General features: G+C 68.6%; 9 protein-coding genes. 5 read left to right on the top strand and 4 right to left on the bottom strand.

Going from position 1 to position 13,577, the window contains the following annotated elements; translation table 11 throughout:
- The first annotated feature begins 6 nt into the window (after positions 1-6).
- Positions 7-975 (top strand): LLM class flavin-dependent oxidoreductase, encoded by a 969-nt coding sequence (locus tag MXD62_RS01895; protein ID WP_248827703.1) that lies wholly within the window; start codon positions 7-9, stop codon positions 973-975.
- Between the two features lie 38 nt (positions 976-1,013).
- Here the strand turns inward: MXD62_RS01895 and MXD62_RS01890 are convergent, their stop codons facing one another.
- The gene (locus MXD62_RS01890) at positions 1,014-1,409 is read right to left on the bottom strand and encodes a DoxX family protein (protein ID WP_248827702.1); all 396 of its coding nucleotides are present in this window, start codon (positions 1,407-1,409) and stop codon (positions 1,014-1,016) included.
- 217 nt (positions 1,410-1,626) lie between these two features.
- On the opposite strand from MXD62_RS01890, the gene MXD62_RS01885 reads away from it, so the two are divergent.
- Genes MXD62_RS01885 through fxsT form a run of 4 tightly spaced genes read left to right on the top strand, consistent with a single transcriptional unit; the run spans position 1,627 to position 9,524 of the window.
- On the top strand, positions 1,627-2,325 hold the full coding sequence (locus MXD62_RS01885) for an effector-associated domain EAD1-containing protein (protein ID WP_248827701.1): 699 nt from the start codon (positions 1,627-1,629) through the stop codon (positions 2,323-2,325).
- Positions 2,326-2,383: 58 nt separating this feature from the next.
- Positions 2,384-3,904: a hypothetical protein gene (locus tag MXD62_RS01880; RefSeq protein WP_248827700.1), complete on the top strand. Its 1,521-nt coding sequence runs from the start codon at positions 2,384-2,386 to the stop codon at positions 3,902-3,904.
- A complete protein-coding gene (locus MXD62_RS01875; protein ID WP_368862293.1) occupies positions 3,901-5,022 on the top strand; it encodes an AAA family ATPase in 1,122 nt (373 codons plus the stop codon). The genes MXD62_RS01880 and MXD62_RS01875 overlap by 4 nt, the downstream gene beginning before the upstream one ends.
- Complete coding sequence (gene fxsT, locus MXD62_RS01870) at positions 5,022-9,524, top strand: FxSxx-COOH system tetratricopeptide repeat protein (protein ID WP_248827698.1); 4,503 nt, start codon at positions 5,022-5,024, stop codon at positions 9,522-9,524. Before MXD62_RS01875 ends, fxsT begins: the two co-directional genes overlap by 1 nt.
- A gap of 64 nt (positions 9,525-9,588) precedes the next feature.
- Here the strand turns inward: fxsT and MXD62_RS01865 are convergent, their stop codons facing one another.
- The 3 genes from MXD62_RS01865 to MXD62_RS01855 form a co-directional block, all read right to left on the bottom strand.
- The gene (locus MXD62_RS01865; protein WP_248827697.1) at positions 9,589-11,547 is read right to left on the bottom strand and encodes an HEXXH motif domain-containing protein; all 1,959 of its coding nucleotides are present in this window, start codon (positions 11,545-11,547) and stop codon (positions 9,589-9,591) included.
- A gap of 518 nt (positions 11,548-12,065) precedes the next feature.
- Positions 12,066-12,854 (bottom strand): SDR family NAD(P)-dependent oxidoreductase, encoded by a 789-nt coding sequence (locus tag MXD62_RS01860; protein ID WP_248827696.1) that lies wholly within the window; start codon positions 12,852-12,854, stop codon positions 12,066-12,068.
- 88 nt (positions 12,855-12,942) lie between these two features.
- Positions 12,943-13,365, bottom strand: coding sequence for a cupin domain-containing protein (locus MXD62_RS01855; RefSeq protein ID WP_248827695.1), 423 nt, complete (start codon positions 13,363-13,365; stop codon positions 12,943-12,945).
- Positions 13,366-13,577: the final 212 nt, after the last annotated feature.

Genomic DNA, 13,577 nt, shown 5'->3' with positions numbered 1-13,577 from the left:
GTTCGGATGGCCGCACAGGACGGCGTGATCTCGGTCGGGTTCGTCGCCGGGGCCGATCTGAAACGGGCCGCCGCACTGGAGGACCTGCCGATCGACTCGCTGTGGACGGGCGGGCACGTCGCCTCCCGGAACCCGTCGGGCGAGGCGATGATGAGCCTGGCCCGCCTGTCAGCGGTGACCGAACGGGTACGCATCGGGACGTCGATCCTGCTCCTGCCGCTGTACGCACCGGCGATCGTGGCCAAGCAGGTCGCCGACCTGGACCGGGCCACCGGCGGGCGGCTCGTCCTCGGCGTGGGCATCGGCGGCGAGTACCCGCAGGAGTTCAGCGCCTGCCAGGTTCCGGTCCGGGAACGCGGGCGGCGCACCGACGAGGCCATCGGCCTGCTCCGGCGGCTCTGGACAGCCCAGACGATCTCCCACGACGGGCCGTTCTACCCGATGACGGACGTCCGGATCCACCCGGCGCCGGCCCAGCCCGGCGGCCCGCCCGTCATCGTCGCCGGCCGGAAGGAGCCGGCGATGCGCCGCGCCGCGCTGCTCGGTGACGGCTGGATGCCCTACCTGTACTCGCCCCGCCGCTACGCGGCCTCGGCGCGGACCATCCGCCAGGCCGCGGCCGACGCCGGACGTGATCTGAGCGGATTCGAGTGGTACGCGTTCGTGTTCGTCAACGTCGACCCCGACGGCGACCGAGCACGCGAGGAGGCCGCGCGCACGATGGGCGGCACCTACAACCAGGACTTCAAGACCATGGTCGACAGCGTGGCGGCGGCCGGGACGGCGGAGGAGGTCACGGGCAGGCTCCGCGACTTCGTCGACGCCGGCGCCCGGCACTTCGTCTTCATGCCCGCGCCAGGCACCGGCGACCCCGACCGCGTAGTCCACCGCCTGCTCGACGAGGTGATCCCCCCGCTACGCGCGCACGGGAACGAGCAGGCGGCCGCCCGGGCTGGGGATGAGGCCGCGCGCTGAGGCCGCACACCGCGGTGCGGTGAAAGGACGTCCCGACGTCACCCGGCGCGGCGGGCGGAGAGGGCCGCGCGGATCATCGGGATCTGCAACGGCATACGCGCCCACGCGCCGGCGGCGAGGGCGAGGTCACGGGGCCGGCCGCCGCCACGGCGAGCCTGGGCGGTGGCGTCCAGCGCCATCTGCAGGTTCCCCGGCCATACGCCGACGAGCAGGGCGGCGCTGGCCGGCCCGGCCCAGGACGCCTTCGTGAGCAGCCCGGCCGCGCAGACCAGTTCGGCCACTCCGCTGACATAGACGATCTCGCGGGGACGCGGCATCGCCCGCGGCACGAGCGGCTCGAAGGACCCGGGACGCACCAGGTGCTTCACCCCGCTGGCCAGGAACGCGCCGGTCACCAACCACGGGCCCGACCGGACGGACCGCGAAAGCGTCACTGGTGTATCGAACCATCACGGCACCGGACATGCGGCGCGGCACCGGCAGCCCGCAGGTCTTCCGCCCCGAGAAGTGGACAGCACCCATCCGTTCGCACCGCCTGCGGTAAAGACCGCAGAAGATTCGCCCCGCCGTCCCGCTACTGATATTCTCCGAATTCTGGCGTTCGGGACGCGATCGGGGGCGATTATGGCGTCCGACGGATCAAAAGATCAGGTGCCGGACGGGGCGGGATCCACCGCCGACCCGTGCGGACAATCATGCGTCGAGATCGAGCAGGGCATCGTCGACCTGCTCGATCTGGCTCCGACTCTGGCCGCGGAAACCAGCCGGCGGCTGCTGGTCAGCAGGACCGAGAGGCGGCTCGGAGTCCAGCTGCAGGTACCGGACGCCCCCTACCGCAGGCAGTGGTTCATAGGCTTCGTCGACGCCTGCTGCGCACATCCCAAGGGTCCGCGAGCACTTGCCCAGGCGCTCTGTGTCCTGGAGCCGGCTTCCGTCACCGCCCGGTCCGTACAGAACCTGGTGGACTGCTGGGAGACAGCGAGATCCGCCGCGGGTCCGACCGCTGGAAACGGGCACGGCTCGCCCGCGCAGGCACCGTCGCGCCGCGCGGAGGCCCCTGCGGGCGGAGACCTCACGCCGGGCCGGGACGACGAGGCGCTGACCGGGCAGGAATGCGCCGCGCTAGCCGCCGCCTTCCACACGGCCGTCGCACAGCGGCAGGTTCTGGCGGATGCCGGCCTGCCGATCGACAAACAGCCGAATCCGGACGGGCTCACGTCGGAGGAGTTCTGGCGGGAGGTCAGTCGCCTACTCGACGACGGAATACTCGCCGACGGGCGACGACGCGTTCTCGCCGAGGCGCACCGTCGCTTTCCCGGTAACCGTTTCCTGCGCAACGGACGCCCGTGAGCCACGCGGAACGGCGGTCACCTGGCGACTTCCGTCCGTCCGGTCGCTAAGGTACGCGATGACAGAACCGCCATCCTTCGACGCTGCCGCGACCGCTGCTGTCGCGGTCATTCGCTCGGAGCTGGAGGACCGTATCGCAGGAATACTGCACGGCTGTCGCGAACTACACGGCGACAGCAGCCGTCGCCTTCTTCTCTCCCAGGTCGAACGGCATTCCGGCGTCGCGATCCCGATTGCCGAGTACCCCAGCTCCCGCCAGTGGTTCATAGGGTTCGTCGAGGCGTGCTGCGGCACGCCGGCCGGCATCCGGGCCATCATCGCCGTCGCCCGTGTGTTCGGGCTCGGCCCCGCGGTCACCGTCCCGCTCACCTGCCTCCACGACGAGTGGGATGCCGCACCCACAGCCGTCGACGCGGGAGAGGATCTGTGGACCAGGCTCAGATCCGAGCTCACGGTGACGACCCGGGCCGCGGCCGTCGCCGCCTGCCGGCTCTCACCCCAGGCGGGGCTGTCGCTACCGCCGGCGCACTGCTCCGACGGCTGGCTGGTGCTGCTGCATCTCGCCGGCCGCAACGCCGGCCCGGACGGGCTGCCGGTCTACATCTCCTATCTCGAAGGCATTCTCGACCAGCTCTCGCCCGAGACCCGCGCCATGGTCGAGCACTGGAACCAACGCCGCGCCTACGAGCTGGGGCTGACCGGCAAACTCAACGACACACGGCTTCGGAGGGGTGCCCGCGCCACCGCGGCACGGCAGAATGTGCATGTCATTCTGCAGTTTGAGCTGGACCACCTGGACCCGTCGACGCACCTGGTCTCCTGGTGGCGACAATGGGACGAGGAGTCGGCGGTTTTCGAACGAGGTGCCCGATTCTTTCCCGTCCCGCCGGGCGACCTGGCAATGTTCACCGAAAAAGTCGTGACCGACACCGAGGCTCTCCTCTCGGAGCGGGAGGACCAGATAATTCTTGAATTCGTCCTCCCCATCGATCTGATGCACCTTCCCGTCGAACGCTGGCCGAAGGAGAGCGGTTCGATCCTGCCGAAGCAGCTCGGCTGCGACTATCCCGTCGTGGTGCGAAGCCTGGAGCGGGTACACAACCCGCACTGGCGGCGGCCGTGGCGCATACGGTGGCGGACACTGCAGGAGAAGCAGGATTCGGCGAGCACGTGGCAGATCAGGGACGACGGCGACGGCTACATCCAAAGGCTCGATGCCGACCTTCTCTCTGACGAGAACCTGGTGGCCGCGGTCCTCAGCGGCGCTCCCGCGCCGGCCCGCGCCACCGCGGCCGAGCTGGAGATCGTCCTGCGCTGTGGCCTGCCCGTGATTCTGTGGCACCGTGACGGCACCGCGGCCCCGACGGTTTCCGACGCGGTGAAGGAGTTCGTCGATCTCGGCGGCCCGGCCGATCTCCGAGCGCGTACCCACCGGCTCCGGCTCGACGCCGCACGCTCGGAAGTCTCAAAAGGCGATCATCTCGGGCACAATCTCGTTATTTTATGGGATGACCCGAACCGGCGGCCGGAGAGGGGTCCAGACGATTCCCTCTCCGTCGGAGGAGAGGTGCAGCAGTGAACAGCGACGGTGGGGGCACCGCACGAGGCCGACAGTCGGAGAGCTGGTGGCTTTTCCACGGCACGGGGAAACCGGCGGACGTGGCCGCGCTTCACGCACGCTGGCCGCCGGCGCCACCGTGGCGGGAGTTCAACGGCGGTCCCGAGGCTCCGGCGCCGCCCGACGACGCCGCCGAGACCCGACGGCGGCTGGGCGTGATCCCGGCTGGTCTGTTCACCGCGGACCAGATCTCGGTGATCAATTCGGCGATATATCTCCGGCGCCCACTCCTCGTCACCGGCGGACCCGGTTCCGGAAAATCGAGTCTCGCCTACATGATCTCCGCCGAGCTCGGGCTCGGTCGTGTGCTGCGATGGCCCGTCACCAGCCGGACGACACTGCGCTCCGGCCTCTACGAGTACGACGCGATGGGCCGCGCGCAGGCGACGCTGCAGGTCCGGTCCGCCGATCCGCCGATCCGTCGCCACACACGCGCGCTCCGGGAGGACGGGGCGGACACCGGCCGCGCCCGGCCCGGGGGATCCGCGGCACCCCCGGTAGGTGACTTCATCCAGCTCGCGCCGCTCGGCACGGCACTGCTTCCGCGGCCTCTCCCACGCGTCCTCCTGGTGGACGAGATGGACAAGAGCGACTTCGACCTCCCGAATGACCTCCTGAACATCATCGAGGACGGCGAGTTCGACATTCCCGAGCTCACGAGAATCCGCGAGGCACAGAGCGAGGTAGCGGTGAACACCGCCGACCGCGGCCGGACGGCGAAGATCCGCAACGGTGTGGTGCGGTGCCGGGCCTTTCCGATCATCGTGATCACCAGTAACGGAGAGCGTGAGTTCCCACCCGCCTTCCTACGCCGATGCGTTCGGATGGAGATGCCCAGCCCGTCGGCCGAGAATCTCGCCGCCCTGGTCGCGGCGCACTTCCCCCGGGGTTCGGCCGAGCACCATGAGATCCTTGAGAATTTCGTGGCCAGGCGGGCTTCCGGAGCGCTGCTGGCCGCCGACCAGCTGCTCAACGCGGTACACCTGACGGCGGTCGGCGCCCTGCCCGCGGACGATCGGGCCCGCGGCGAACTCCTGGACGCGATCTGGCGACGCCTCGATCCGGACGCCGGGTTCTGATGGCCCCCGAGCCGGTGTCGGCGCAGGTTCGCGCGTCCCCTCGCGAGATCGCGGATGCGATCTGGCTTTCCGCGTTCCTGGAGCCGGAGCCGAGCGTCCCGGAGAGCACCGTGGACGCACACGGCGACGTCCAGCCGACGCGGCTCGGCCCGGTTGGACCGGCCGCCACCGAGGTCATCGCCGATGACTACCGGAGCCATCCGGAGGCGGGTGAGCGACCGGCGGAAGCGCCGGGCACCGGCGCCCTCCCCCGCGCCTCTGACGGGATGGTTCCAGCCAGATCGCCACGGAACGTGGATATGCAGCCCTCGGTGGCCACGTTCACAGAAGTTTCCGCTCCCGACCGGCACGAGGTCGTCGGTGTCCAGACCGCCATGGCCGGGGCTTATACACCAGTCACGTTGAGTGAGACGGCTCGAGGTATGGCCCGAGCCCTGGCAAGCCTCCGGCAGACTGTGTCGTCGGCGATCAACGTAGATCTCGACGAGGAGGCCACCGCTGAGCGGCTCGCGGGTGAGGCGCTCGCCATGCCTGTTCACCGCGCACGGCTCGAACGGCGCTGGGACATGACCCTCGTCATCGACACGAGCACCTCGATGCACGCGTGGCGCGACGAGGCGGCGCGGCTAGTCGCAGCGCTCGAGCGTTGCGGGGTTTTTCGTGACGTGCACCATTGTTATGTCGACACGGACGTCGAGACGGCCGCCGAGCTGCGGCTGCGTGGATCGCGCACTTCCACCGGCACACGGTCGCCCGACCTTCTGGTGCGACCCGGCCGCGACCACGTTGTCTGGATCTACTCGGACACCCTGGGCAGGACATGGCGTTCGCACGCCGTGTTCTCACTCCTGTGGCGATGGGCTGGGAAGGCGAACACCGCCGTGCTGACGCCGATCAATCGGCGTATGTGGCACAACACGAACATCCGTTCATATCCCATGCTTGGTTCCGCGGGGCCTGGCCCGGCGCCCGCCTCGGGAATGTCATGGTCCTTCCGCCAGTCCTGGGACAAGAGGCTGTTCGCGCTGGACGTCGATATAGAACGCGCACGTCCGATCCCTGTTCTGGAGCAGAATCGCTATGCTGTGGAAAAGTGGGCGAGGGCGCTGGCGGGCCGGGCTGACGGCCGAACCGAGCTGCCGGTCATGCTCGTTCCACCGGTAACCCGCACGGTCGTCCCGGCGGAGACCGCGGACACCGACGCGACACGCCGGAACTTCACCGACGATGCCGGCTGGCAGCAGGTGGCGGCATTCCACAACGCTGCCACCTCACCGGCGTTCGACCTGGCGACGCATCTGGCCGCCGCACCGCTCACCTGGTCGATGATCGATCAGGTGATCGCGATGACCCCTGGTGCCGACCGGCGAGAACTCTCCGAGCTGTTCATGCACGGTCTCCTCACCCGGACGGGCCCGTCCGCCGCGGCGGCCGCCGGGCACGTGCCGGGGGCCGAGGCGGAGATAGTCCTCGACTTTCTCCCCGGGGTTCGTGCCAACCTGCTCGCGTTCGGCCGTCAGCGCGACACCATCCGCGTGCTGAAGGCTGTCTGTGACCATCTGGGACCCGACATCGCGATGGTTCGACATCTTCGACAGGCGATAGATTCGCCCGGATCGGCGCCGATTCCTGAGGTGACGCCCTCCAGTGCGCCTTTCCTCGCCGTCGAGGAGACAGCGTTGTCCGCCTTGTCCGGCCCGTTCCTGGCGCGAGCACGCCGCATTCAGGAACATTTTGTGGCAGCGGCGGACAAGCAGCACATCCTCACATCCACTCAGTCACCGACAGTAGTTAGTAACATGCCCTCGGTGACAACCGATATTAGCGCTGCGTCAGGCACCGACGGCGGCGACGCGATCTCCGTTCCGCCGCCACCCCGCGCGCCGACGGACGGCGACGACCCAGACCGCCTAGGGGATAGCCAGCTAGGGGGTAACCGGACACATCTGAAAGGAGATGTTTTGACCTCGACCACCGAGACCTCGACGGCGAAGCAGCAGCAGGCGCGCCAGCACCCGGTGGTGTTCGGAAACGTCCCCCAGCGAAACCCGTATTTCACCGGGCGCAACGGACTTCTCCGCGAGCTTCACACGAGGCTCGGCCACGGCACCACCGCGGTACTGCCGGAAGCTCTACACGGAATGGGCGGGGTGGGAAAATCCCAGCTCGCGGTGGAGTACGTATACCGGCACCAGGCCGACTACGACATCGTGTGGTGGATACCGGCCGAACATTCCACACAGATCGGCAAGGCGTTGGCGGAACTCGCCCAACGCCTTGGCCTGTCGGTAGGTGGGGAGGCCAACACGGCCGTTCCGGCGGTACGGGAGGCCCTGCGGATCGGCGTCCCCTACGACAACTGGCTCCTCGTTTTCGACAACGCGGAGGATCCCCGCGTCGTTCGAGAATACTTCCCACAGGGCGGAAACGGAAAGATCCTGGTGACGTCGCGAAACGCGCAGTGGTCCAGTATCGCTCGCCCGCTGGAGGTTGACGTCTTCAGCCGGGAGGAGAGTGTTGAACTCCTCCAGAAACGCGACATCGACCTCACCGAAAACGACGCCGGCCGGCTTGCCCGGGCACTCGGAGACCTTCCGCTTGCGGTCGAACAGGCGGCCACCTGGCGCGCTGAGACGGGAATGAGCGCCGACGAGTACCTCACCCTCTTCGAGGAGAAGAGAGAGGAGCTCCTCGGTACCTCGCCCCCGATGGACTACGAGGTTCCCGTCCAGGCCGCGTGGAATCTGTCCCTGGACCGTCTCGCGGACCGCAATCCGGCGGCGCTGCGCCTCCTCCAGGTGTGTTCCTTCTTCGCCCCGGAACCGATTCCGCGCCAGGTCTTCAGGCGCGGACGCAACATCATGATTATGCCGGAGCTGGACGCGGCCCTGCGTGACCCCTTCAAGCTGAACATGGCCATCCGGGAGATCACGCGTTACGCTCTCGCCCGGGTCGACCACCGGACGAACTCGCTCCAGATGCACCGCCTCGTGCAGACCGTGCTGCGTGGTCGGATGACCCCCGACGAGCGGGAGACCATGCGGCACGGCGCCCATCTGCTGCTCGCCGCCAACGATCCGGACGAGCCCAGCAACCCGGAGAACTGGGAGCAGTACTCCGAGCTCTATCCGCATGTCATCGCGTCCGAGGCCATCGGCAGCCGTGACCCCTTCGTCCGCGACCTGCTCGTCCACGAGGTGGACTACCTGTTCCGGTGGGGTGACCACGAGGGAAGCCTCACGCTCGCACAGCAGACGTACGACGCCTGGACCGGCAACCCGGATCTTGGCGAGGAGGATCCGCACAGCATCACCATGGCCGGCTGGGTCGGCTGGGTCAGCTACATCAGCGGCCGCTTCGCGGAGGCCGCCCGGGTCAACAAGCGGCTGCTGGAACTGTGCGAGCAGGTCCACGGCGACAACCACACCGAGACCCTCGAGGCGCTGGGAAACGTCGGCGCGGACCGGGTGGTCGCCGGCGATTTCGAGGACTCGCTGAGATTCGCGCGCGAGCGACACCGGCGCGCCGTGCGCGCTTACGGGCCGGGTGACACGGTCACCCTCGACGCGGCCCACAATGTGGGGCTCGGCCTGCGGCTCCTCGGCAGATTCCAGGAGGCCAGGGAACTCGACCAGGAGACCTGGGAACGCCGCGTACAGCTGGTCGGCGAGGACAACATCGAAAGCCTCCGCACCTACAGCAACCTTCTCGTGGACGAACGTGAACTCGGCGACTACCAGGGGGTACGCATCCGGCTCGAAGACGTGGTGGAACGCGTCCGCCGGCTGGTGAAGAACATCGAGGACCATCCCGAGCTGCTCCGGGTGTCGGGACTCCTCGCGATCGCGCGCCGGAAATCCGGTGACCACGACAGCGCCCTCGAGCTCTCCCGAGACGTGGAACGTCGCTCCCTGCGGCGCTACAGCAAGGACTATCCGCGCACGATCGGTGCCGCGCTGGCCCTGTCCATCGATCTCCGGCACGCCGGGGAGCTGGCCGAGGCACACGAGCTGTGTGAGGCCACCAGAAGGCGCTTCGACCGCGCGTTCGGTGCCGCCCATCCACACACGCTTGCCGCAACGGTGGACCTCGGTGTCATCTCACGGCTCGCCGGCGACCTGGAGACCGCGTCCGAGCTGAGCCGAACCGGCCTGGATGGGCTTCGCGGCAGGCTCGGCGAGGACCACGCACACACGATGATCGCGGCGACGAATCTCGCCAGCGACCGCTACGCCCTCGGCGAGTTCCAGATCGCGCACGACATGGACGTGGCGACGCTGGAACGCAGCCGCCGCATCCTCGGCGAGAACCATCCGTCCACCCTCGCCTGTGCCAGCAACCTGGCACTGGACCTGCGAGCCCTTGGCGAGGACGGCCCGGCGGAGAACCTCCTCGCTGACACCGTCGTGCAGCTCGACCGGGTTCTGGGCAAGGGCCATCCGGCGACCCGCGCCGCCGCCAGCTTCGTCCGGGCCGACTGCGACATTGATCCGTTCGTGTGAGGCGGGCGTCGGCCAAGACTCCGACGCGTGCGAGCGGCTCGTTGCACCCACGGTAGCGGGCCGATCAGTGCACTGCCTCCTGCGAGTCGCCGGGCCTAGGCGCGGGGGCGGACGACGTATCCGCCCCCGCGCCGCGGACCGGGTCCTCGTTCGGGGGAAGCTCACCCAGCCATCCGGCGAGGTCGACCGGCGCCGGTCGGCGGCCGGTGTCCGCCTCGACGGCACGGGCCACCGCCCGGACGAGCTCGGGCCGGGTGAGCAGGGCACGGCCGGCCGCCGCCCTCTGGCGGTCGGGGCTCGTGGCGAGCGCCGATCCGAGCCTCGTCCAGGCAGTCAGCCTGGACGAGGGCTCCCCGAGTTCGTCGAGATAGGCACGGGCGGCCTCGTCGTGGCGTCCGGCGACCAGGTGGAGATCCGCCGCCGTAGCGCCGGTGACCACGCTGCCGACCTGGCCATTCCGTTCGATCTGGCGGAAGAGCTCCCGGTCGGCCAACCAGTACCGGACCAGGACGACCAGGGTGTCCAGGTCGGGCACCTTCCCGTCCGGGACGAGCGCGGACCGGCCGGGAGCACGAAGCTCACGCGGATCCGTCCCGTCGATCCAGGCCCGGGACAGGCTCGCGACGTCGGCGGCCGGGGGGACGAGGTGGTGGACGCGCCAGCCCGCATGATGGTCCGCCGCGGCGAGACCCGCCAGCCCTGCGTAGTACGGCGACACCGGTTCGGCCAGCCACGCAGTGACCGTGGTGTCTATCCCGGTCAGAAAGCGATGACCGAGGGCGGTGAACTCCTGACGGCTCCTGGCGTGTGCGGCGGCCTCGCTCACCTTGCCGCGCCACAGGGCGAACTCGAAGCCGGCGAGAGCCGCTTCCTCTCCCTTCGCCACGGCGAAGCGACGACGCCAGAATCCGGCAACACCGAAAAATGCATAGATCCCCTGCAGCAGGCCCCGCACAGGGCGGGGGTCGTCACGCCACGGCGCATAGGCAAGCACGCCTTCTTCCTCGTTCAGGAGCGAGAACAGATGGAGAAGGATGCCGAGTTTCGCGTGCTGCATTTCGTGTACCAGGGTCACGGCGAACCGTTCCGGGCTATCCGGCAGCGATAGAACAACCCCACCGAACGATTCGCCGAACGATGTGCTTCTTTCCCTGAACCGCTCTGCCCGGGGCAGCGGAACCAGCGTTAGGGTGCACTCGGCCACGCTTCGGGCAACCTCGCTGTCCTGTTCCACCAGTTCCGCCCAGGCTTCCTGGAACAGGGACTCCCAGTGCCGCTGGGCGGGTATGCCGATGTTCTCGGGCAGCGCGGGCGTGTCGACCATGCGATAAGGGTCGCTACTGTCCAGGTAGACGGTGGCCGCCGTCCCGCGGTGCCGCGCATCCAGGCTCGTCGTTCTCCTCCAGCCGGGTGGATCGTCCGCCGGGTCGCGCCCCGCGAGACGGATCTTGCCCACAGGCAGGAGGGCATGCGCCGATCGCCCGTCGGAGATGACGGTCGTCGAATCCCAGATCCTCTTGCCCGGCAACGCGATGGAGCCGAGTGTCGGGAGGTGAAGCTGACCGTGGCGCAACGGGACATCAAGCCTAAAAGGGATGTCACATCGGATACCGGCGGCTGCCGAGAGCAGGTGAAGATAGCCGAGGTCGACCCACAGCGGAATCTCGTCGTACAGGAGCCCACGGGTCCGCCGCAGCGCCCGGGCCGCCCAGGCCCCGACGCTCGGCAGGTCCAGGATGGCCGTGACCTCGGCCGGAGCGACGCGCTCGGCCTTTACGAGAAGATCCCATGCCGTGTCAGGAGACGACAGCAGCCCGGTTGTCGGCTCATGCCCGCGGGCGAAATCAAGGAGACTACGGAGCGAGAGATACCGGTAACTACGTTCGGCGACCCGCAGCTGGCAGATCAGCGCGTGTTGATCGGTTCCGGACGCGAGCGCGTCGAAATCCCTACTCGAAATTCGATGACGACGTATCGGATCATGAACTTCCGCCGGACTTTCCGGTTCGCGTTCCTGGCGCATCAGTCAGTTCTGTTTTTGTTTCGGTCGTCTGAGTTTCGCTCGTACTGAAGAGCGATCCGGGCGACGAGCCAGTCCAGGCTTTGCTGCACGACGCCGTCCGGGCAGGACCGCAGTGTCGCGAGGCTCATCGATGCCACATCACCGAGTTCGGACTGGATCGTGTGCGCTGCCAAGGGGAGCCCCTTTCCTTGTCTACCAGCAGATCACAGAGCTGTGAACCAGGCCTGACATGTTGGCGGGACGTTTGCGGTGGAAGCATCGAATCGCCTCCGGTGCACAAGTATCACACACGTTAACGCCCGGTGCGGGTTTTACCGCTCCAGCCTCTTCATCGGGTTCGTGGTTCGGACACGATCCCCGGGCCAACAGGCTGATTGGGCCGCACAGGCTTCTTGGGGAGCCGAGCCCGCGCCGGGCACGGGCCCGACGGACCCCATCCGGTATCCGGCCGGGATTCGACGATCCTTCGCCGGCAGCGAACCGGCCGCCGGCGAAGGGTGACGGTGGCGGGTGGGTGGTCAGCTGGCGGTGAGGCCGTTGTCGACGGTGTAGACGGCGCCGGTCACCGAGCGGGCGTCGGCGGAGGCGAGGAACGAGAACAGGGCGGCGATCTCCTCCGGCTCGGCCAGGCCGCGCAGGCCCGCCATCCGCCGGGCGAGGTCGGGGTCCATGCCGGACGGGAACGATCCCGAGGTCGCGATGTTGGTGTTGGTCCCAGCCGGGGCGATGGCGTTGACCCGCAGCGGCGTCTTCAGGAACTCGACGGCCAGCGACCGGGTCAGCGCGACCACGCCGCCCTTGCTCATGGAATAGGCCGCGGAGTAAGGCACGCCCTGGAGCCCGGCGTTGGACGCGATGTTGACAATGTTGCCACCCGTCTCCAGCAGGTGCGGGATGGCGGCCTGGGCCAGGAAGAAATAGGCGTCGAGGTTGACGCCCATCACGCGGCGGTACTGCTCGACGGTGACCTTGGTGGTGTGCTCGGCGAGGTAGATGCCGGCGACGTTGCCCAGCACGTCCAGTTTCCCGAACTCCGCCACGCAGGCGGCCACCGCCTCGGCGCATGCGCCGGGGTCGCTGACGTCGGCCTGGCGGACGGACACCGTGCCCGCCACTCGGGCCGTCTCGAGGGCCGCCGTCTCGAGGGCCTTTGCCGCGAGGGCTTTCGTCTCGACGAGCCGGTCGGCGTCGATGTCCAGGGCGAGCACCGAGGCGCCCTGCCCGACGAGTCGCAGGGTGATGGCTCGGCCCATTCCGGAGCCGGCGCCGGTGATGAGAGCGGCCTTGCCTTCGAATAACCCGGTCATAATCGACGTCCTTCGCTTGGTCGGTGGCTCCGGAGCGGCGCGGGCGCCCAGCGGACCGCGAACGCCTCCGCGGTGGCGGGCAGGCCCGTCAGAGCTCCCGTTGCTCCACGAAGATGCCGGGCTGGCCGGCGTGGATCTCGAGCCATTCGGCGCCCTCCTCCCCGGCCCGCCACGAGTAGAGCATGTCGGGCGTGAAGAATCCCATTCCGGGCCCCACCCGCCGCCGGCCGAAAATCAGCTCCCCACTGAGGACGTAATTCATCTGGTGAGTGCCGTGACGATGGGGCTTGACCCGCTCACCCGGCTTGGCCGACTCATGGAAGACGGACAGTGCCGGCGACTGGAGAATGGCCTTGGTGACGAGATCCCGCCCGAATAAGTCGAAATACCTCTCGGCCTCCTCGGAATCCCCCATGATCTCGACGTTCGTGCGGCCGGTCATCTCGTTGACGTCGAAGAAGAACTGTCGGGGCTTCTCCTGCCTGCCCTGCCGGTCGGTGCCGTCAGCCATCAGCCCGCTCCTTCCAGTGCCGTTCCGTATATGGAACGGTTGTTGTGAGCGGAAACGTAGTGACACGGGACCGAGGGTGTCAACGGAGGTTTTACGGGTGGCGGTCAGCGCTGACCGCCCCCCCCCCCCCCCCCCCCCCCCCCCCCCCCCCCCCCCCCCCCCCAACCCCCCCCCCCCCCCCCCCCCCCCCCCCCCCCCCCCCCCCCCCCCGG

It is taken from the genome of Frankia sp. Mgl5, from assembly GCF_023242985.1.
Taxonomy (GTDB): domain Bacteria; phylum Actinomycetota; class Actinomycetes; order Frankiales; family Frankiaceae; genus Parafrankia; species Parafrankia soli.
The sequence above is the reverse complement of the archived record's forward strand: the minus strand, read 5'-3'. Positions and strand labels throughout refer to the sequence as shown.

Coding starts and splice junctions, on each gene's coding strand:
- MXD62_RS01895 (WP_248827703.1), top strand. CDS start 7: ATGGCCGCACAGGACGGCGTGATCTCGGTCGGGTTCGTCGCCGGGGCC.
- MXD62_RS01880 (WP_248827700.1), top strand. CDS start 2,384: ATGACAGAACCGCCATCCTTCGACGCTGCCGCGACCGCTGCTGTCGCG.
- fxsT (WP_248827698.1), top strand. CDS start 5,022: ATGGCCCCCGAGCCGGTGTCGGCGCAGGTTCGCGCGTCCCCTCGCGAG.
- MXD62_RS01865 (WP_248827697.1), bottom strand. CDS start 11,547: ATGCGCCAGGAACGCGAACCGGAAAGTCCGGCGGAAGTTCATGATCCG.
- MXD62_RS01860 (WP_248827696.1), bottom strand. CDS start 12,854: ATGACCGGGTTATTCGAAGGCAAGGCCGCTCTCATCACCGGCGCCGGC.
- MXD62_RS01855 (WP_248827695.1), bottom strand. CDS start 13,365: ATGGCTGACGGCACCGACCGGCAGGGCAGGCAGGAGAAGCCCCGACAG.